The organism is Stenotrophomonas muris (genome assembly GCF_052751275.1).
Map to the genome: position 1 here is coordinate 705,132 of NZ_CP199879.1, position 19,722 is coordinate 724,853.

The following is a 19,722-nucleotide window of genomic DNA, read 5'->3' on the forward strand; positions in this document are numbered from 1 at the left end:
CGTGCTCACTTGCGCGCCGGGCTGGCGGGCGTGGCGCAGTACGCGTCGATCGCCTCGGCGCTGTTGGCCAGGCCGTGTGCCTGTGCCAGCTCCCAGGGCCGCTCGCAGCGCTGGCTGTGCTCGCACCACTGGTAGCCGGCCGAGCCGATGCAGCCGTGCGCGTCGCGATCGCCGCCTACCTTGGGCATGGTGGTCGAAGGCTTGCCGTCGGCACGCGGGGCTGCATTGTCCGGGCTCGCGCATGCGGCCAGAACCAGCAGCGCTGGAATCAGAAGAAGCACCTTCATGCGCGAGCTCCGTGCGTAAAGCAACATTTTCTGTCGCAAATAGCCCGTCAGCAAGCGCTCAATGCACGGCGGCGCGGACCAACTCTTCGATCAGAATCAGATAGCTGGCCACGAAATAGAACTTCAGCAACGTCGAACGCTGGTGCGAGAAGAAGGTGCGCATGTGGAAGGGGCCCCTGTTGATGATGGTAGTGTGAAGCCCAGCTGACTCCGTGACAAGGATCACGGAATGAACGAGCTAAACGGACTCAGGGATGTGATGAGGGCGGGGTTCTGACGCACTGGCGCGGACTTTTCGTACAAATCTGATAGGCCATTCCGGAGGCGGTCGCTAGCCTGATGGTGTAACGGCGAGCGGCACGTCTGCCTGCCACCGCACCCTCTATCCGCAGGAGCCTCCCCATGGTCATCACCGTCCAATGCACTGCCCAGCGCTGGTCCGTACTGCACCCGCAGGCACGCGAGGCCACCCGCTACGCACGTGGCGCCGACGCCTTTGACGCCGCCGCCGCGCTGGCCCTGGAGCATCACCGCCGCACCGGCCAGCGCAGCACGGTGCGGGTCGCGGCGCTTGGCAATACGGTAGACGCGCTTCACGTCGGAGAGTGACGCCAGCAACCGTGACGCAGTCAGGTCCGGTTGCGTTGTTTGAATGGGGAAAAACTGCCGTTGCGCTCCCCTCTGTGCGCCGGGCCGTGAATCCCGGATGCTTGCGCCATCGTATTCATCTGGAGATTTCGATGGGCAACGCACTCACTTGGCGCACCCTGGCCTGCACCCTGTTGCCGATGCTGGCGGCGGCCGGCGGCGCCCAGGCGCAGAGCTATGGCTACGGCTATGACGACGACCGCTATGGTGGCCGCGATGGCAGCGGCATCGTGCGCTGCGAGTCGGTCAAGAACCGCAGCAATGAGTGCCGCCTGGACGGCCGCGCGCGGTTGATCCGCCAGTTGTCCGGTTCGCCCTGTGTGGAAGGTGAGACCTGGGGCCAGTCGCGCAACGGCGTCTGGGTCACACAGGGGTGCCGTGCCGAATTCGTCGGTGAATATCGCCGCGGTGGCGGCTGGGGTGGCAATGGTGGCGGCTGGGGCAATGGCAATGGCAACGGATGGGGCGGCGGCGATGTGGTCACCTGCCATTCCAATGGACATCGGCAGGAGTACTGCGATGCGCGCATCCGCCGGGGCGTGCGCCTGATCCGCCAGGACTCGCGCAGCGCCTGCATCGAAGGCCAGAGCTGGGGCTGGGATCGCCGCGGCATCTGGGTGAGTGATGGCTGCCGGGCGCAGTTCCAGGTGAACTGACCTTTACGGGTTCAGCCCATGAAAATCAGAATAATCTGATACAGCTCACATTTTGAACGCCGTATTGTCTGCGATCAGGGCATGTTGCATGCCCTGAATTCCAGCGGTGCCGTGTGCCATAACCGGCATGGGCATCCCTCCGCCGTCGATACGCTGTCTCAAGGAGTGAGCTGCATGTTGATCCGCCTGCAATGCGAACAGCGCCAGTGGCGCGTGCTGCATCCGGACCGGCCGGAGCCGATCGAGTTCCGCGATGGCGCCCGCGCCTACGACTTCGCCGAGACTCTGGCCCGCCTGCACTTTGTCGACACCGGTCAGCGTGCGGCCGTGCGCGTGGAAGCCAGCGGCGCGTTCGTCGAAGCGGTCAGTTACGGCTGAGCGCGGGTGCCTGCCAAGGCAGGCACCCGGAATTCCATCATCCACGCATGGCGTGGATCTACGCGTTGCGAGCCTGGAGGGTGCGGACGCTGTCCGCGCCCATTGCGCCCTGTGTGGATCTACCGGGTGGTGATCGGCCTCAGCCTGCCGCGCTGAGCGGCGGGGTACCTGCGGCGAGCTGCGGCCAGCGCTTGAGCACAGCAGCGCGGATGCCGGCGGCGTCGATGCCGGCTTCGGCCAGCAGGTCTTCGCGGCTGGCATGGTGCTGGTAGCTGTCGGGCAGCCCCAGGTGCAGGATCGGACGCAGCACGCCTTCGGCATTGAGCAGTTCACCAACACCGGAGCCGGCGCCACCGGCCACCACGTTGTCTTCGATCGTCACCAGGCCCTCATGCTGGGCGGCGACAGCCAGCACCAGCTCGCGGTCCAGCGGCTTGATGAAACGCATGTTGACCACGCTCAGGCCCAGTTCGCGGCCGACCTGCTCGGCGGCGGCCACGGTGCTGCCGAAGGCGAGCAGGGCAATGCGGCTGCCCTGCAGGCGCAGTTCGCCCTTGCCGATCGGCAGGGTGGACAGGTCGGTGCCGGCTGCAACGCCGGTGCCGGTGCCGCGCGGGTAGCGCACGGCGGCCGGGCCCGGGTGCTGCAGGCCGGTGCTGAGCATCTGCCGGCACTCGGCTTCGTTGGACGGTGCCATCACCACCAGGTTGGGCACGCAGCGCAGGAAGCTCAGGTCGAGGTTGCCGGCATGGGTCGCACCGTCCGGGCCGACCACGCCGGCGCGATCGATCGCGAACAGCACGTCCAGGTCCTGGATCGCCACGTCATGTACCAGCTGGTCGTACGCGCGCTGCAGGAAGGTCGAGTAGATCGCCACCACCGGCTTGCCACCCTGAGTGGCCATGCCGGCGGCGAGGGTGACCGCATGCTGTTCGGCAATCGCCACGTCGAAATAGCGCTGCGGGTATTCCTTGCTGAAACGCACCAGGCCGGAGCCTTCGCGCATCGCCGGGGTGATGCCGTACAGGCGGGGCTCGGCGGCGGCGGCATCGCACAGCCAGTCGCTGAACACATCGGTATAGGTCGGCTTCTTGGCACCGGCCTTGGCCACCAGGCCCTTGTCCGGATCGAACGGGCCCACGGCGTGGTAACCGATCTGGTCGCCTTCGGCCGGCTCGTAGCCCTTGCCCTTGGTGGTCATCACGTGCAGCAGCTTCGGGCCCTTGGAGGCGCGCAGCGTCTTCAGCGTGGACAGCAGGGCGGGCATGTCGTGGCCGTCGATCGGGCCGGTGTAGTGGAAGCCCATTTCCTCGAACATCGTGGAAGGCACGAACATGCCCTTCCAGTGTTCTTCCCAGCGCTTCACGAAGCGTGCCGGATTGTTCTTCTTGTCACCGAGAATCTTCTTGCCGCCTTCGCGCAGCGCGTTGAGCGTGCGGCTGCCGGTGGCGCGGCCCAGCATCTTGGTCAGGCCGCCCACGGCCTCGGAGATCGACATGTTGTTGTCGTTGAGGATCACCAGCAGGTTTGGCTCCGGCTCCATGCCGCCAGCGTGCATCAGCGCTTCGAACGCCATGCCGGCGGTCATCGCGCCGTCACCGATCACCGCCACGATCTTGCGGTCGTCGCCTTCGGACTGGCGGGCGATGGCCATGCCCAGTGCGGCCGAGATCGAGGTCGAGGAGTGGCCGACACCAAAAGTGTCGTACTCGCTTTCCTCGCGCTTCGGGAACGGCGCGATGCCGTCCTTCTGCTTGACGGTGTGGATCTCGTCGCGGCGGCCGGTCAGGATCTTGTGCGGGTAAGTCTGATGGCCGACGTCCCAGACCAGCTGGTCGTGCGGTGTCTGGTACAGGTAGTGCAGGGCCACGGTGAGCTCGATCACGCCCAGGCCGGCGGCGAAGTGGCCGCCACTCTTGCCCACCGATTCAATGAGGTAGGCGCGCAGTTCGTCGGCAACCGCCCTCAATTCGGATTCGTCGAACGTGCGCAGGTCATCCGGCGTCTGGATGCGCGCGAGGCGGGGATAGCGGGCAGAGTCGATCATCATGTTCGCACTTTTTCTGAACGCCCATTTTCGCCCTCAAACGGGGGTGGGGCAAGCAAACGCCGCCGTCCGTGACAGGACGGTGAGGGTTGCATTTTCAGGCGTTCAGGTGCTCAGTTTCGAGCGCTTGGGCAATTGCGCCTTCAGGAAGGCCATCTGGTCGGCCAGGATGTTGCGGTTGGACAGGATCAGGTGCTCGATCCAGCTGGGCCGGTAGGGCACTGCCAGCAGGGGCATGCCGGCCTGCTGCGGGGTGCGGTCGCTCTTGCGCGAATTGCAGTGGAAGCAGGCGGTGACCACGTTTTCCCAGCAGTCCAGGCCGCCCTTGGACAGCGGCATGACGTGGTCGCGGGTGAGCGTGGGGCGGCTGAACTGCTGGCCGCAGTACATGCACAGATGGGCGTCGCGGGCGAAAAGGGCCTGGTTGGTCAGGTTCGGCGTCGGGTCGATCGCACGGGAGCGGGCGTGGCCGCGGGCGGCGATGATCGGGTGCAGGTCCATGCCGCTCTGCAGGCCGCTGAAACGGTTGGTGCCGCCGTGGATGTGCAGGCAGGGGTCGCCGAGCGTCCAGGCCACCGCCTCGCGGGCGTAGAGGCAGGCCGCATCCTGCCAGGTGATCCAGTCCAGTACGCGTCCGTGGGCATCAAGCGAGAGCAGCCGGACCGAACCGGGGCGATGCAGCGTCGTGGCGTTGGGCGATGCTTCGGCGCCCGGAGCAGAAAACGGAGCTCCGGCTTCGATCAGACCCAAGCGTGTAGTGTCTGTCTCCATCGGGAGAACAGCTTATACCTGAATCATTGCGATTTGGGTATCGCCCGGAGGGCGAAACCCAAATCGCAATGATTCAGGTCCGCGCATTCCTCCTATCCCCCGCACCTGTCGGTGCGCCCCCCTTAACAAAGGGGGGCTTTTCCCCAGATGGATTTCGGTGGTTTCCATCCACGCGTGGCGTGGATCTACGCAGATCGCGGGGAACTGTCAGAGGCGGGGCGGTGTGGGTTGGCAGGACCGTTGGCGCCATGGAGGGCGCCATCGAGCCCCCAGGGGTGAGGGCGCTTTGCTTGCGAAGCACTGCTTCGCAAGCGCCCGAAGGCACAGTCGCCAGCGGCTGGGCCGGACCGCGGAGCGGGGTTTACGGCGTGTCCTGCCAGCCCACACCGCCCCGCCATCCACCGGGATCCAGCTGTTGCTATTGCGGTTGCCGGCCAGCGGCCGGCACTACCGCGGGTGCCGGGCGAAGCCCGGCTCAGGCGCCGAAGCGCTCGTCGTCCATGGCCATCAGCGGCGCGGCGCCGGCCTGGATCGCGGCGGCGTGGCTGAGGGTGCGCGGCAGCACGCGGGCGAAGTAGAACCGTGCGGTCTCGCGCTTGCCCTGGGCGAAGGCGGCGCCGTGCGCGCTGGCATCGGCGGCGGCCACGCTGCGGGCCCACCAGTAGGCCAGCACCACGTAACCCGAATAGAACAGGTAGTCGTAGCTGGCCGCGCCCAGTTCGTCGGGATTGGCGGCCGCGCGCTGCAGCACGTCCATCGTCAGCTTGCCCCATTCGGCGGCCTTGGCGCGCAGCGGGCCGATGAACTCGGCCAGCGCTTCGTTGCCCTCGTGTTCCTTGGCGAAGGCTTCGATCTCGGCCAGCATCAGCTTCAGGCCGGCGCCCTGGCTGGATGCGGTCTTGCGGCCGATCAGGTCCAGCGCCTGGATGCCGGTGGTGCCTTCATACAGCGTGGTGATGCGTGCATCGCGGGCCAGCTGCTCCATGCCGTGCTCGCGGATGTAGCCGTGGCCACCGAAGCACTGCAGGGCGTTGTAGGTGTTCTCGATGCCCCATTCGGTCTGGCAGGCCTTGGAGATCGGGGTCAGGAAGCTCACCAGGGTGTCGGCGCGCTCGCGCTCGGCGGCATCCTCGGCGTGGTGGGCGATGTCGATCAGGGTGGCGGCATGCAGCGCCAGCAGGCGGCTGCCTTCGACCAGCGACTTCACGGTCAGCAGCATGCGACGCACGTCCGGGTGGACCAGGATCGGGTCGGCCGGCTTGTCCGGGAACCTGGCGCCGCTCAGGGCGCGCGACTGCAGGCGCTCACGGCTGTACTTCAGTGCGTTCTGGTAGGCGCGCTCGGACAGGCCGATGCCCTGCAGGCCGACACCCAGGCGCGCGGTGTTCATCATGGTGAACATGGCCTGCAGGCCCTTGTGCGGCTGGCCGACCAGATAACCCTGCGCACCATCGAAGTTCATCACGCAGGTGACCGACCCCTTGATGCCCATCTTGTGTTCGATCGAGCCACAGCGCAGTGCATTGCGCTCGCCGACGTTGCCCTCGCGGTCGACCTTGAACTTCGGGGTGACGAACAGCGAGATGCCCTTGGCGCCCGGAGGGGCGTCGGGCAGCTTGGCCAGCACCAGGTGCACGATGTTCCCGGTCAGGTCGTGCTCGCCGGCGGTGATGAAGATCTTGGTGCCGGTGATCGAGTAGCTGCCGTCGGCGTTCGGCTCGGCCTTGGTCTTGAGCAGGCCCAGGTCGGTGCCGCAGTGCGGCTCGGTCAGGCACATCGTGCCGGTCCAGCGGCCTTCGATCAGCGGCTTGAGGAAGGCGTCGTGCTGCCACGCCTCGCCGTGCTGCTTCAGCGCTTCAATGGCGCCGTGCGAGAGCAGCGGGAAGTTGCCCCACGCCAGGTTGGCGGCGTTGATCATTTCGTTGAGCGGCACCCCCAGGGTGTGCGGCAGGCCCTGGCCGCCCAGCTCCGGCGAGGCGGTCAGGCCGGTCCAGCCGCCATCGACGAACTGGTCGTAGGCCTGCTTGAAGCCGGGCGGGGTGGTCACTTCACCGGTGGCCTGGTCGAGTACGCAGCCGATCTCGTCGCCGACGCTGTTGAGCGGGGCCAGCACGGTGGCGCTGAAGCGGCCGGCTTCCTCCAGCACGGCATCGACCACGTCGGCGGTGGCGTCGGTGAAGCCCAGGCGGGCGAACAGGGGTTCGACCTTGAGCACGTCGTGCAGGGCGAAACGGAGGTCGGAAAGCGGGGCGGTGTAGCTGCTCATCGGTACGTCTCGATTTGATCAGGGCAGAGGGGAGCGGCGCCGGGCGCCGCGACGAAAGGCGGGTTCAGCGCAGCACGCCGGGCAGGCCGGGGGCCTGGTTGAGGGTGCTGCGGCTGCTGATGTCGAAGCTGCGCTGCTTCTTTTCCTGCGGCGTGGCCGCCACCGTTCCCTTCAGGGCGTAGGCCAGGGTGCGGTTGCTGGCCAGCGCGTCGGCCACCACCAGGCGCGCGGTCGAGCTGGGCACGAGGTCGACATTGATGACGTCGGCGGAGGTGCCGCCGATGGAGATGCCGGGCTTGACCTGCAGGGTGCCGGCATCGCTGTCGCCGACGGTCAGCGCCAGTGAGACATCATCGAAGGTCATCGGCATCGAGCTGAAGTTCTGCAGGCGCAGGGCCACGGTCCAGTTGCCGTCGGCACGCACGGTCAGCTGCTGCAGGCTGGCCGCCGGTTCCGAAACACGCTTGACGATGCCGTTGCTGCAGGCAACAAGGGCGAGGGTGCACAGGACGATCAAGGCGGTACGGAAGCGGTGGAGCATGGGCGCAAGTCCTCTGGAGGGGGTGCGTTGGGGTAAGCATACTACGGCGTATGGTTTTATGGATCGCCCGGGGCGACCCGTCCGCAGAGGGTAGCGCGTGAAGATGGCGGTCGGGCATGCACAACGCCGGATGGCGCGCGCACGATGCGCCGGATGCGAAGCGGTTCAGTCGGCCGCGGGATCGCGCAGCGGGGCCATCAGGCGCAGTGGCCCGAGGTCGTACCCCATCGACTCGGCCTTGGCTTTCAACTGTTCGAACCGATCGCGCTCCATCTCCGGCAGGCGCGAGAGGATCCACAGATACTTGCGGCCGGGTTCGCCGACCAGGGCCCATTGATAGTCCGGGTCCAGCGCCAGCACCCAGTAGTCGGCCCAGACCAGGGGCGCCCAGCTCAGCCAGTCGGGGACGAAGCGCACCTGCAGTTGCCCGGGATGGCCGGCCACCGGGCGTGCCACGCCTTCGGCGACCACGCGCTCGCCGTCACCCTTGCGGCAGGCATTGGTGACGCTGATGCGGCCGTCGCGGCGCAGGCCATAGTTGGCGGTGATGTCGCCCACGCACTGCTTCTGGAACGAGACTGGAAGATGCGCGATCTCGTGCCATTGGCCCGCGTAGCGATCAATGTCCAGGTGCTCGACCGCGCGCACCGGTTCAGTGGCGATCACCGGGAAGGCGGCCAGCAGCAGGCAGGCGAGCAGGGCGGGGCGCAGATGCATCGGCAGGCTCCAGGCAGGAGTCTGGAGCGTAGGTGCCGCGGCCCGTGCCGGTGTAAATGTTTCGTCAACCGAGCCACGGTGGTCGCCGCTTGCGCGAAGCGCGAATAAAAAAAAACCTGCATTTCTGCAGGTCTCTGAAGATGGTGGCCGAAGACGGAATCGAACCGCCGACACGGGGATTTTCAATCCCCTGCTCTACCAACTGAGCTACTCGGCCAAATTGTGTGGCTACCGCGGTGAGTGCGGTTTCCGGAAAAAAAAGACCCGCATTTCTGCAGGCCTTCGAAAGTGGTGGCCGAAGACGGAATCGAACCGCCGACACGGGGATTTTCAATCCCCTGCTCTACCAACTGAGCTACTCGGCCACATGTTTCGTTGCAGCGAGGTCGCTGCCAAGGACGCGTATATTACGGAGGTCGGCTGCCTTCGGCAAGCGTTTTGCCAAGATTTCTTCACATTGCCCTCTCCGCGCTCGCAAGTGCTTGATCCTCCGTTGTGGGGCGGGGCGTGCCCCATCGATTGTCGTCTGCGGTGGAAATCAGCAGGTCGCCGCGTTCGCCAAAGCTGCAAGGGCAGGGGGTGCGCCGGACCCGCGCGGGTCCGGGCAATGGAACGCTGTTTTCGTGGCCGCCATCGGGGATTGCCGCAGCGTAGTGTCGGCAGTCCTTTCCCGATGCTGGCAACAGCAGAGACCTGGCCATGTCCGATTCCTCCACCGCGTCCCGCATCGTGCTTGCCTCGCGTCCGCAGGGGGCGCCAAGTGCAGCCAATTTCCGCCTGGAACAGGTTGCGCTGCCGGCCCTGGCCGATGGCGAAGTGCTGCTGCGCAACCGCTACCTTTCGTTGGACCCGTACATGCGAGGACGCATGGACGAGGGCCCGTCGTATGCCGCGCCGGTGGCGGTAGGGGCGGTGATGGAAGGCCAGACCGTGGCCGAGGTGCTGCAATCCAAGGCCGAGGGCGTAACCGCAGGCGAGCTGGTGCTGGCGCCGGGGGGCTGGCAGACCCACGCGGTGCTGCCGGCCAAGGCGCTGGGGCGTCGTCTGGATCCGGCCGGGCTGCCGCTCAGTACGGCGCTGGGGGTATATGGCATGCCCGGTTTCACCGCCTATTCCAGCCTGCATGAAATCGCCCGTCTGAAGCCGGGCGAGACGTTGGTGGTAGCCGCCGCGACCGGGCCGGTGGGCGCGACCGTGGCGCAGCTGGCCAAGCTGCAGGGCGCGCGCGTGGTCGCCATCGCCGGTGGCGAGGCCAAGCGTGCCTATCTGCAGACGCTGGGCGTGGACGTGGCGCTGGATCATCGCGTGGCTGATTTTGCGGACCAGCTGCGCGCGGCAGTGCCTGCGGGCATCGACGTGTACTTCGAGAATGTCGGCGGCCATGTGCTGGATGCGGTGCTGCCGCTGCTCAACGACTTCGCCCGCATTCCGGTCTGCGGCACCATCGCTACCTACAACGAGCAGGGCGTCGAGCAGCCTGGCCCGGATCGGCTGCCGTCACTGTTCAGCCAGATCCTGCGCCAGCGCCTGACCGTGCGTGGTTTCATAGTGCACGACTTCAACCACCTGTGGCCGGACTTCGAACGCGAGATGCTGCAGTGGCTGCGCGAGGGTCGCATCCAGTACCGCGAGGATGTGGTGGAAGGTCTGGAGAAGGCGCCGGAGGCGTTCTTCGGGCTGTTGCAGGGGCGCAACTTCGGCAAGCTGGTGGTGAAGCTGGATTGAGTGCTTGGCGGGTGTGCCGACCAAGGTCGGCCACTACCGGAAGCTGGGTGTGCCGACCAAGGTCGGCGGCTATCGGGTGGCGTCAGCCGTTGGCGACCTTTTCCCGGCGCAGCAGTTCGCGCTTGCGCGCAACGCCCCAGGCATAGCCGGACAGGTCACCGTCGCGGCGCACCACGCGGTGGCAGGGCACGGCTACCGCCAATGGATTGCTCGCGCAGGCACGTGCCACCGCACGACTCGAGCGTGGTGCACCGATATGCGCGGCAATATCCGCATACGACGCGGTCTGGCCGCGCGGAATCTGCTGCAGTGCCTGCCATACCCGCTGCTGGAAGGCGGTGCCGCGGATATCCAGCGGCAGTGTGGCGCCTCGCGAGGGATCCTCGACCAGGCCCACCACCTGTGCCACCAGTTGCTCATAGCCGTGGTCGGCACCGACCAGTTCGGCCTGGCGGAAGCGTTGCTGCAGTGACTGCAGCAGCGCCTCCGGATCGTCGCCGAGCAGGATCGCGACCACGCCGGTCCCGCTGCTGGCCACCAGCACGCTGCCCAGTGAGCTTTCGGCAAGCGCGAAGTGGATGACTTCGCCGCGACCACCTGCGCGCCATTGCTTGGGAGTCATGCCCAGCAACTTTGGTGCGTTCTCGTAGAAGCGCCCGCTGGAGCCGAAGCCGGCATCGTGGAAGGCATCGGTGATGCGCTCCTGCTGTTCGAGCCCGGTGCGCAGGCGGTCGGCGCGCAGCGCGGCAGCGTACTGCTTGGGGGTCAGCCCGGTGGCCTGTTTGAACAGGCGATGCAGGCGCGTCGGGCTGCAGCCGGCGATGTCGGCCAGCTCCTGCAGCGAGGGCTCGTCGAGGCTGGCCTGCAGATGGCGGCAGACCCGTTCGACGCGGGCGTCGAGGGCGGTGGTGGCGGTGCTGTCCATGGGCGGATTCTGGCACGTGCTGGTTCTGCGGAAACTCCGTTTCCTGCACTTGGCCGCGAGGCCCGGAAACGGAGTGTTGGTGGGCCGGAGGCGCGGCATCGTGGCGGCCACTCCACAACCGGTACCACCCTCATGCGCCTGAACAACAAGATCGCCCTCATCACCGGTGCCAGCGCTGGCATTGGTCGTGCCAGCGCGCTGCGCTTTGCTGCCGAAGGGGCAAAACTGGTGCTCAATGCGCGGCGGCCGCAACCGCTGCACGCACTGGCCGAGCAGATCCGTGCCGGCGGCGGCGAGGTGGTGGTGCATGCCGCTGACGTGGCCGAGCCGGGCACGGCACAGGCGTTGGTCGATCTGGCCCAGCAGTCATTCGGAGGCCTGGACATCGCGCTCAACAATGCCGGGATGCTCGGCCCCGGCGTGCCGGCAGCAGAGTTCCCGGCGGATGCGTGGCGCGAGGTGATGGCCACCAATCTCGACGCCGCCTTCCATGCCGCACGCGCGCAGTTGCCGGCATTGCTGGCACGCGGGGGTGGCTCGCTGGTGTTTGTCGGTACCTTTGTCGGCCATACCGTGGGCTTCCCGGGCATGGCCGCCTACGCGTCGAGCAAGGCCGGACTGATCGGCCTGAGCCAGGTGATCGCCGCCGAGTACGGCGCGCGTGGCGTACGCAGCAACGTGCTGCTGCCTGGCGGTACCGATACCGAGATGGGCCGGCAGGCCGCACCCACCGGCGATGCCCGCGACTTCGTGCGCTCGCTGCACGCACTCAAGCGCATGGCCGAGCCGGAGGAGATCGCCAACGCGGCGCTGTTCCTGGCCAGCGATGAAAGCAGTTTCGTTACCGGTACCGCGATGCGTGTTGAAGGTGGAGTGTCGATCACCCGTACCTGAGCGGCGTCATGAGCGCGGCGTGTAGCGGATACCGCTGCTGGCCATGAAGCCTTTCGGGTCGAACCGGGCCCATGCCTCGCCCCACTCGAACCGGGCGCGGCCACCTGCCAGTTTGCGCCCCAGAGCCGTGGCCAAGGTGCGACGCATGAAAGCGACTTCGGCATCGATCGCGACCTGGGTCGGCCAGCCGTCTTCCAGTGTCGCACCCGGCAGGTCGACGCTGATCTTCACCATGTCCAGCTGTTGCCCGTGGAAGCACAGGCTGATGCCGGCGGGCGCACCGCCCAGACTGAGCCGGTGCAGGCTGAGCCAGTGATAGCCGGTGCCGGCATCGCGCTCGCCATGCATCAGCATGGCGAAGGCGATGCGCGCCTCCTCCAGTGACAGGGTGGGGCAGATCAACGTCGTCAGGTGGCCGAGCTGGATGCTGCCGTCCGCTGGATCGAGGCGCATTGGCAGCGTACGCGCGGCGTGCTGGGCAGGAGGTGACATCGCGGACTGGCTGGGCATGTTGGTCCGGATTCTGCAGAGCCGTGAGCTGCGGCGGCAAGCGGAACTGCACACGCTGTTCGCGCGGGCCTGACCTGCGGATCACTGCGCAGCCTCTAGCGTGAAGTCCTGATCGGCCTTCGCCGGCACAGGAGACTTCGATGAGCGAGCGCGACAAAGACCCTGGCGATCCGAAACAGGGCGTACAGGAAAGCCGTCAGGACAGGGCGCAGGAGGACGTGGCAAAGCAGCGGCCGGGGCAGCGCGATCAGCAGGTGCGTGATACGCATTCGCGTGGTCCACGCCGCAAGGACGGGGATCAGGAACCTGCCTGACCCGTGATCGATGCAAGAAAAAACCCGCAGATCGCGACGATCGGCGGGTCTTCTTAATGAGTGGTGGAGCCAAGGAGGATCGAACTCCTGACCTCGTCATTGCGAACGACGCGCTCTCCCAGCTGAGCTATGGCCCCACGGCAGGGCTTCAGTGTAGCCAACTGGCTGCGCCTTGCCAAGCCGATCCGGGATGTGCCGGACGGCGTGGCATGAAGGCGTGCACTGTGCCGAAACCGTCCGGTTTGTCGGGGCCGGATGCCGCGCAACGAAATCGTAACAATTTGGGGGATAATGGCGGCTTGCGCAGTTCTCCTCCTTTTTGCCGCCCGGCTCGCGCAGGCCGCACGGACGCCTCCTCAGAGCATTCCATGCCCTCCCATTCCGATTCCCGCCGCCTGTCGGGTATGTCGTCTTCCTTCGTTTCCTTCCGCCGCCATCCGCTGGCCCTGGCCTGTGCCGGCCTGGCCCTGGTCGGCAGCTTTGGTGCCGCCGCGCAGGACAGCGCGCCGACCCCGACGGGCCTGGACACGATCACCGTGACCGCCGAGCACCGCGAGCAGAACCTGCAGGAAGTGCCGGTCTCGGTGGGCGTGGTGCAGGGCGAGCGCATGCGCGACTTCACCGCCGGCGGCGACGACACCCTGCTGGCGCTGTCCGGCCGCGTGCCGAGCCTGTATGCGGAAACCACCACCGGCCGCATCTTCCCGCGCTTCTATATCCGCGGCCTGGGCAACATCGACTTCTACCTGGGTGCCTCGCAGCCGGTGTCGATCATCCAGGACGATGTGGTGCTGGAGCACGTGGTGCTGAAGTCCAACCCGGTCTATGACGTGGACCAGGTGGAAGTGCTGCGCGGCCCGCAGGGCTCGCTGTTCGGCCGCAACACCACCGCCGGCATCATCAAGTTCGACACGCTGAAGCCGACCCAGGACTACACCGGCCGCGTCAGCGCCAGCTATGCGACCTACAACAGCGTGTCGATCGACGGCGGCTTTGGCGGCCCGATCAACGACATCGCCTCGTTCCGCGTGTCGGCGCTGTACCAGCACCGCGACGACTACGTCGACAACACCTACAAGGGCCCGAGCGCTGACGGCACGGTCAGCCCGAAGAAGAACGCCATGGGCGGCTTCGATGACCGCAACGTGCGCGCGCAGCTGCTGCTGACCCCGAGCGACCAGTTCTCGATCCTGGCCTCGGCCCACGCCCGCGACTACGAAGGCACTTCGACCCTGTTCCTGCGTGGTGCGCTGACCAAGGGCTCGAACAAGACCGACGTGCCGCGCGACCAGGTCGCCTACGACGAAGCCGGCAACAACCCGCAGGCCTACAAGACCTACGGCGGCTCGGTGAAGGCACGCTACGACTTCGGCGCGATCGACTTCACCTCGATCACCGCCTATGAGACCACCTCCGGCTACAGCCGTGGTGATACCGACGGCGGCGCGGCGGTGAACTTCCCGGTCAACGGCGTGCCGAACGGCTACGGCCAGTCGATGGGCCGCATCCGCGACCTGGACCAGTGGACCCAGGAATTCCGCCTGGCCAGCCATGACGACAGCGCCCTGCAGTGGCAGGCCGGTGCGTTCTATTTCAACGGCAGCGACACCACCGACTTCTACCAGCGTGCATGGTTCCTGCAGGGCGCGGCCCGCAACCCGAACAACTGGGTGCGCCTGCGCAACAAGAACACCTCGTGGGCCGGTTTCGGCCAGCTGAGCTACGCCTTCACCGACAAGTTCACCGTCACGGCCGGCCTGCGCCAGACCAAGGACGAGAAGCACACCCGCCTGCTGAAGACCGCTGACACCGCCGCCGGCGTGGTGACCTACAAGGGCCGCACCGACGTCAAGATGTCCGACACCACCCCGAGCTGGGATCTGAGCGCGATGTACCAGATCACGCCGGACGTGAGCGTCTATGCCAAGGTCGCACGCGGCTTCCGCGGCCCGACCATCCAGGGCCGTTCGGCGGTGTTCAATGCCGACTTCACCACCGCCGATTCCGAGACCATCCTGTCCTGGGAAGCCGGCGTGAAGAGCAGCCTGTGGGACAATCGCCTGCGCCTGAACGCCACTGCGTTCACCTACACCGTCAATGACATCCAGCTCAACGGCAACGATTCGGACGGCAACGGCGTGCTGTTCAATGCCGACAAGGCCAAGGCCTACGGTTTCGAAGCGGACATGGAGCTGCGCCCGATCCCGAACCTGACCCTGAGCGCCGGCGTCAGCCTGCTGCACAGCGAGATCAAGGACAAGCGCGTCTACGCGCAGGTCTGCGGCCTCAACGGCAAGGTGGTGTGCACGGTGAATGACCCGACCATCAAGGTCGGTGCCAACACCTTCGCGCAGATCGACGGCAACCCGCTGCCGAACGCGCCGAAGTACAACGTCAACCTGGCCGCCCGCTACGACTTCCCGGTCAGCGACGCGGGCACCATGTTCGTGTCCACCGACTGGAACAAGCAGGGCTACACCAGCTTCGTGCTGTACGACAGCAAGGAGTTCAACTCCAAGGGTGATTTCGAGGGCGGCCTGAAGATCGGCTACTCGGGCAACTACGGTGCCTATGAAGTGGCGCTGTTCGCGCGCAACATCACCAACGAGAAGAACCTCAAGGGTGTGATCGAGAACTACATGGCCGCGGTCTACAACGAACCGCGCACCGTCGGTGTCTCGTTGAACATGAACTGGTAAGGCTTACCCCGTCGTGTAACGGAAACGGCGCTCATCGAGCGCCGTTTTTCGTTGCTCGGCATCATCCGTGCTCACGGCGTGGCGCTGACGCCCTTGCCCAGCGCTGCATCGGACGGCGCACTGGGGCCCAGCACCTGCAGCTGCATCGCCTCCATCCGCTCCAGTACCTTGCGCTGCTTGCCGTTGAGGCCGCGCGAGGTGATTGCGATGTGCTTGCGTGCAGCGTCCAGCGGCGCGGGTTGGTAGTGCACCGTGAAGCGGCGCAGGGCGCATCCCGTCAGCTTGTCGACCGGTGCGCAGTCGTTCGCGTTGAAATCGATATCGCCGTCGGCGGCAACAATGAAGGGGCTGAGCAGGATCTGCCCTTCGCGGGCAGTGAAGGCCAGTGGCGCGTGGGCCTTGGCAATGACCGCCTGGATGCGTACGGCAGGGATGTCTTCAGGGACGATCCTGTCATCCCAGTAGCCTTCGGTCGGGCGCGAGGTTTCGTAGTTCTGGGTGCCCCATGCCACGCAGTTGCCGGAGGCCACATGCACCGAGATGCAGACCTGCTGGGAGTGCTGATCGGTCAGGACGCCGGGTGGTACCCAGACCTTCTTCCAGGAATAGAAACGGTAATCGACGTCGGCCAGGCGGGTGGCGCCGATGTCCTTCGATACTTCGTCCGTAGCCCCCAGCGGCTTCAGCTTGGCCACGCGGGTGTTCAGGCGGTAGTTCTCCGCACCGTTCAGCAGATAGGTGCCCGGCGGAATCAGATGCACCTCGAACACGTCCATCAACACCGTCCGCTGCGGGCCGGTTTCCAGTTCGTTGGTGTTGAACAGCTGCACATAGCCCTGGGAGGGAATGTCCTTGTGCTGGAAGGACACCCGCGTCGAGAACCCGGGCAGGTCGGTCGAGCGCTTGCCCAGATGAAAGCCGGGGACCGGAGAGCCGATGCCTGGCCCGCCGTTGTGCACGACATACGGGGCCGGCACCAGCACGGCAACCAGACCGTCGCGGGTGGCACCGTCAATGATGTCCACCAGCTTGGCTGTGTTCTCCTTTTCCTGTGCATAGGAAAGCGGTGCGGCCTGCCCAGAGCATGCCAGGCCCAACGTGGTTAGCAGCAGTGCGCAGGCGGTCGCGATCTTGAGGGTCTGCATCGACGTCTCCTTGTCAGTACCGGTAAACCCTAGCACGGCCCCTGCAGGCTCAAGGTGCATGGCGCCGGCGTGGTCCGGCGCCCGGTGCTTCAGCGTGCCGGCAGCAGCGCCTGCAGCCGCGCTTCCAGCTCTTGCTGGCGCCAGCCGGCCAGTGCGGCCGGCCACTGGCGGCGTTCCAGATAGCTTTCCAGATGCTTGCGTGAGGCCAATACGCCATCCGGCAGGCCCAGTTCGCGGCTGCGCTCGGCGACCGCGTCCTGCAGCTTCTTCAGTGCCTGCTTGTTGCTGTCGTTGGCCGGCAGCGCCAGCGGTGCTTCGGCCTCATCGGCCAGCGGCGTATCCAGCGCCTGCCACACAGCGCCCGCGAGCTTGCGCGGTGCCTTCGGGAACTGTTCGAACAGCTTGCCCAGTGCGGCGGCATCGGCCGGTGGCGTGCGTGCCAGCGTGGCGGCCAGTTCGTTGTCCAGGATCCAGCTGCGCGGGCGGTCGCTGCTGCGTGCCTGCACATCGCGCCAGCGCAGCAGACGCAGCAGCCGATGCTGTGCGGCCGTGTCGAGGAACTGCGCCGAGCGCATCGCCAGGTGCGGCCAACGGTCTTCGTCATTGGCGACGCTGGCCAGCAGGCGCTCGCCGTCGTCGTGCAGCCACTGCTGGCGGCCCAGCGCCTGCAACCTGGCATCGATGGCGTCATGCAGCGCGAACAGGTGCTCGACATCGTCGGCGGCGTACTGCAGCTGCGAGTCGGACAACGGGCGGCGCATCCAGTCCGAACGGGTTTCGCCCTTGGCCAGCGCCACGCCGGTGATTTCCGCGACCAGCTTCTGGTAGCCCATACCGCCACCGATGCCGGCCAGCGAGGCGCCGATCTGGGTGTCGAACAGCGGACGTGGCAACACGCCGCAGGCCCACTTGAAGGCGACCAGGTCTTCGCTGGCGCTGTGCATCACCTTGACGATCGATTCATCGGCCAGCCACGGCGCCAGCGCCTCGGTCATGCCGGGAATCAGGGGGTCGATCAGCAGGATGTCCTGCCCGACCGCCATCTGCACCAGGGCCAACTGCGGCCAGAAGGTGCGTTCACGGATGAATTCGGTGTCCAGGCCGATGCGGGCCGGACGCTGCTGGAAGTACGGATCCAGCTCGGCGGGGGTGGTGATCCAGATTGCCACGGGTCAGGGCCTACTACTCGGGTTTGCTCAGGCAGGGGAGAATAGCCTAACGTCGGTCCGCATCCGTGCCGAAGGAGATCCTGCTTGCGTTTTCCGCTGTCGTCCGTGCTGTGCACCGCCCTGGCCCTGGCCGGCTGCACGCCGTCGCCCTCGGCGACGCCGGAGCCGGGACCGGCTGCTGGCGAAGACGCACGGCCGCAGCAAGGCATGCAGGCGGACGCGACGCCGGAGGCGGCGCAGGGCAGCGTCACCATCGCCGGTGAGGATGCCGCCGAGGATGTGCAGCGGTGGACGCCACCGCGGGTCGATCGGCAGGGGCGCAGCCTGGCCCAGCTGCGTCGCGCGGCCGAGAAGGCGTTCGCCGAAGGGCGCCTGTACGAGGACGCCGACGCGGCGGTTCCTCTGTGGCTGGCGGTGCAGGAGGAAGACCCGGATGACCGCCAGGCCCGCAACGGCCTGCAGCGCGCCCGCCAGCGCCTTCAGCAGCAGGCCGATGCCCTGCTGGTCCGGCCGCTGCAGCAGCGCGAGGCGCTGGCCGAGGCCAGCCGCCAGGCACTGGTGCTGCTGACCCTGGCGCCGAAGGATGAGAAGGTTCGCGCGTTGCAGGGACGGGTGGAGCTCGCTCAGCGCGTGGTGGCCTACAACCGTGCCGGCGAGGAAGACCTGCGTTCGGGGCGGATCGGTGAGGACGGTGACGGAGCGATCGGCAACTTCCGTGAAGCGCTGGCCCTGGATGAACACAACAGCCGGGCACGGCAGGGCCTGGCGGCGGCCGAGAGTGGCCTGATCCGCCGTGCCGAGGACGCGGCGCGGGTGCGTGACTTTGCCAGCGCCGGCACCTGGCTGGCCGAAGCCAGCAAGGTCCGTGACTCATCACCGGCCATTGCCGATGCCTTCGAACGTATCGAACAGATCCGCGCGGCGGCACTGCTGCAGCTGCGCGATGATGGCCTGCGCGAGCTGGCGACGCCACAGGGCCTGAAGCCGGCGCGCGAGAAGCTGGCCGAGGCCCTGCGCATCGCCTTGCCAGGGGATGCGGTGGTGGCCCAGTTGCGCGAACGCATCGACCTGGCCACCCATTACGGCAGCTTCCGTCCCGGGCAGGTGTTCAGCGACGCCATGCGCGATGGCGGGCGCGGCCCGCAGATGATCGTGGTGCCGCATGGTGGCTTCCAGATGGGCGCGGGTGATGCCGAGCCCGGTGCCAGCGATGCCGAGCGGCCCTCGCATTATGTGCGCTTCGACCGCGGGTTTGCGATGGCGATCACCGAGATCACGGTCAGTGATTTCGAGCGCTATGTGAAGTCGACCAATGCGCGGCCGCGTGCGACCCGGCGCGGCCACTCGGTGGTCTATGACGAGCGCAGCGGCAATTTCATCCGCCGCAGCGGTGTGGACTGGCGTTCCGATTACGATGGCGCGCGCGCACTGGGCAATTCGCCGGTGATGCATGTGAGCGTGCGTGATGCCGAAAACTACGCGGCGTGGCTGTCCGAGCAGACAGGACGCAGCTACCGGCTGCCCAGCGAGGCCGAATTCGAGTACGCGCTGCGTGCCGGCAGCAGTGGCCGTTATCCGTGGGGCGACGCCGGCACGCCGCCGCCCGGCGCTGGCAACTTCACCGGCAGCAAGGATGTCTCGCCCTCGGGACGGCACTGGCACAACGCCTTCGTCGGCTATGGCGATGGCTGGTGGGGGCCCGCGCCGGTGGCCAGTTTCCAGGCCAATGCCTTCGGCCTGCACGATATGGCCGGCAATCTCAGCGAGTGGGTGGCCGACTGCTGGCATGCCAGCTACCGGCGTGCGCCGTCCGATGGTGTCGCCTGGTTCAACCCGGGCTGCCGGTCGCGGGTGATCCGGGGCGGCAACTGGGCCAATGCGCCCGAGCAGACCCGTGCGGCCTGGCGACAATCGCAGGACTCGGACACCACCAACGCGCGCATCGGCTTCCGTCTGGTGCGGGGCATCTGAGCATCGGGCTTCACCCGCTGCTGGCGTCCGCGCACTAAGATTGCGCCGTGCCCGCCGGC

Annotated in this window: 18 protein-coding genes and 3 tRNA genes; 8 read left to right on the forward strand and 13 right to left on the reverse strand. The window is 66.8% G+C overall.

The genetic code is table 11. The features are described 5' to 3' along the window. Positions 1-5: 5 nt before the first annotated feature. Positions 6-287 carry a hypothetical protein gene (locus ACUVWL_RS03045; protein ID WP_014647838.1) on the reverse strand — a complete coding sequence of 94 codons (282 nt, stop codon included), beginning with the start codon at positions 285-287 and terminating at the stop codon, positions 6-8. Positions 288-689: 402 nt separating this feature from the next. On the opposite strand from ACUVWL_RS03045, the gene ACUVWL_RS03050 reads away from it, so the two are divergent. The 3 genes from ACUVWL_RS03050 to ACUVWL_RS03060 all read left to right on the forward strand — a co-directional run bounded on the left by ACUVWL_RS03050 (position 690) and on the right by ACUVWL_RS03060 (position 1,969). Next, entirely contained in the window at positions 690-896 is a 207-nt protein-coding gene (locus tag ACUVWL_RS03050) for a hypothetical protein (protein WP_032956178.1), read from the forward strand. 131 nt (positions 897-1,027) lie between these two features. Then, positions 1,028-1,591 (forward strand): DUF3011 domain-containing protein, encoded by a 564-nt coding sequence (locus ACUVWL_RS03055; RefSeq protein ID WP_014647830.1) that lies wholly within the window; start codon positions 1,028-1,030, stop codon positions 1,589-1,591. Positions 1,592-1,765: 174 nt separating this feature from the next. Further along, the gene (locus ACUVWL_RS03060; RefSeq protein ID WP_005417823.1) at positions 1,766-1,969 is read left to right on the forward strand and encodes a hypothetical protein; all 204 of its coding nucleotides are present in this window, start codon (positions 1,766-1,768) and stop codon (positions 1,967-1,969) included. Between the two features lie 139 nt (positions 1,970-2,108). On the opposite strand, the gene dxs is transcribed toward ACUVWL_RS03060, so the two are convergent. The 7 genes from dxs to ACUVWL_RS03095 all read right to left on the reverse strand — a co-directional run bounded on the left by dxs (position 2,109) and on the right by ACUVWL_RS03095 (position 8,676). Next, positions 2,109-4,016, reverse strand: coding sequence for a 1-deoxy-D-xylulose-5-phosphate synthase (gene dxs, locus ACUVWL_RS03065; protein WP_032956193.1), 1,908 nt, complete (start codon positions 4,014-4,016; stop codon positions 2,109-2,111). A 105-nt stretch (positions 4,017-4,121) separates the two neighbouring features. After that, positions 4,122-4,787, reverse strand: a complete 666-nt coding sequence (locus ACUVWL_RS03070; RefSeq protein ID WP_032956174.1) for an HNH endonuclease — start codon at positions 4,785-4,787, stop codon at positions 4,122-4,124. Between the two features lie 475 nt (positions 4,788-5,262). Then, on the reverse strand, positions 5,263-7,053 hold the full coding sequence (locus tag ACUVWL_RS03075) for an acyl-CoA dehydrogenase C-terminal domain-containing protein (protein WP_445978805.1): 1,791 nt from the start codon (positions 7,051-7,053) through the stop codon (positions 5,263-5,265). 64 nt (positions 7,054-7,117) lie between these two features. Next, positions 7,118-7,594, reverse strand: coding sequence for an NDR1/HIN1-like protein (locus ACUVWL_RS03080; RefSeq protein ID WP_014647826.1), 477 nt, complete (start codon positions 7,592-7,594; stop codon positions 7,118-7,120). A gap of 165 nt (positions 7,595-7,759) precedes the next feature. Next, a complete protein-coding gene (locus ACUVWL_RS03085; protein WP_049405026.1) occupies positions 7,760-8,311 on the reverse strand; it encodes a lipocalin family protein in 552 nt (183 codons plus the stop codon). Positions 8,312-8,452: 141 nt separating this feature from the next. Next, a tRNA-Phe gene (locus ACUVWL_RS03090) sits at positions 8,453-8,528 on the reverse strand. Between the two features lie 72 nt (positions 8,529-8,600). Next, positions 8,601-8,676 (reverse strand) — tRNA-Phe (locus ACUVWL_RS03095). A 334-nt stretch (positions 8,677-9,010) separates the two neighbouring features. Between ACUVWL_RS03095 and ACUVWL_RS03100 the strand changes: the two genes are divergently transcribed. After that, on the forward strand, positions 9,011-10,036 hold the full coding sequence (locus ACUVWL_RS03100) for an NADP-dependent oxidoreductase (protein ID WP_445978806.1): 1,026 nt from the start codon (positions 9,011-9,013) through the stop codon (positions 10,034-10,036). A gap of 82 nt (positions 10,037-10,118) precedes the next feature. Here ACUVWL_RS03100 and ACUVWL_RS03105 read toward each other — a convergent pair whose 3' ends face one another. Beyond that, positions 10,119-10,961 carry a bifunctional transcriptional activator/DNA repair enzyme AdaA gene (locus ACUVWL_RS03105; RefSeq protein ID WP_049408320.1) on the reverse strand — a complete coding sequence of 281 codons (843 nt, stop codon included), beginning with the start codon at positions 10,959-10,961 and terminating at the stop codon, positions 10,119-10,121. A 132-nt stretch (positions 10,962-11,093) separates the two neighbouring features. On the opposite strand from ACUVWL_RS03105, the gene ACUVWL_RS03110 reads away from it, so the two are divergent. Next, positions 11,094-11,855, forward strand: a complete 762-nt coding sequence (locus ACUVWL_RS03110) for an SDR family oxidoreductase (protein ID WP_049442395.1) — start codon at positions 11,094-11,096, stop codon at positions 11,853-11,855. 6 nt (positions 11,856-11,861) lie between these two features. Here the strand turns inward: ACUVWL_RS03110 and ACUVWL_RS03115 are convergent, their stop codons facing one another. Then, positions 11,862-12,347, reverse strand: a complete 486-nt coding sequence (locus ACUVWL_RS03115; protein WP_126412540.1) for a hypothetical protein — start codon at positions 12,345-12,347, stop codon at positions 11,862-11,864. Positions 12,348-12,505: 158 nt separating this feature from the next. Here ACUVWL_RS03115 and ACUVWL_RS03120 point away from each other — a divergent pair, with 158 nt between their 5' ends. Further along, on the forward strand, positions 12,506-12,679 hold the full coding sequence (locus tag ACUVWL_RS03120; RefSeq protein ID WP_006457496.1) for a hypothetical protein: 174 nt from the start codon (positions 12,506-12,508) through the stop codon (positions 12,677-12,679). A 61-nt stretch (positions 12,680-12,740) separates the two neighbouring features. On the opposite strand, the gene ACUVWL_RS03125 is transcribed toward ACUVWL_RS03120, so the two are convergent. After that, positions 12,741-12,816, reverse strand: a tRNA-Ala gene (locus ACUVWL_RS03125). Between the two features lie 231 nt (positions 12,817-13,047). Between ACUVWL_RS03125 and ACUVWL_RS03130 the strand changes: the two genes are divergently transcribed. Beyond that, positions 13,048-15,378, forward strand: coding sequence for a TonB-dependent receptor (locus ACUVWL_RS03130; protein ID WP_100450353.1), 2,331 nt, complete (start codon positions 13,048-13,050; stop codon positions 15,376-15,378). Positions 15,379-15,449: 71 nt separating this feature from the next. Here ACUVWL_RS03130 and ACUVWL_RS03135 read toward each other — a convergent pair whose 3' ends face one another. Both ACUVWL_RS03135 and rnd read right to left on the reverse strand, forming a co-directional pair. Then, a complete protein-coding gene (locus tag ACUVWL_RS03135; RefSeq protein ID WP_445978807.1) occupies positions 15,450-16,523 on the reverse strand; it encodes a hypothetical protein in 1,074 nt (357 codons plus the stop codon). Between the two features lie 89 nt (positions 16,524-16,612). Continuing rightward, positions 16,613-17,692 (reverse strand): ribonuclease D, encoded by a 1,080-nt coding sequence (gene rnd / locus ACUVWL_RS03140; protein WP_134809115.1) that lies wholly within the window; start codon positions 17,690-17,692, stop codon positions 16,613-16,615. A gap of 84 nt (positions 17,693-17,776) precedes the next feature. Between rnd and ACUVWL_RS03145 the strand changes: the two genes are divergently transcribed. Further along, positions 17,777-19,663: a formylglycine-generating enzyme family protein gene (locus tag ACUVWL_RS03145; RefSeq protein ID WP_014647818.1), complete on the forward strand. Its 1,887-nt coding sequence runs from the start codon at positions 17,777-17,779 to the stop codon at positions 19,661-19,663. Positions 19,664-19,722: the final 59 nt, after the last annotated feature.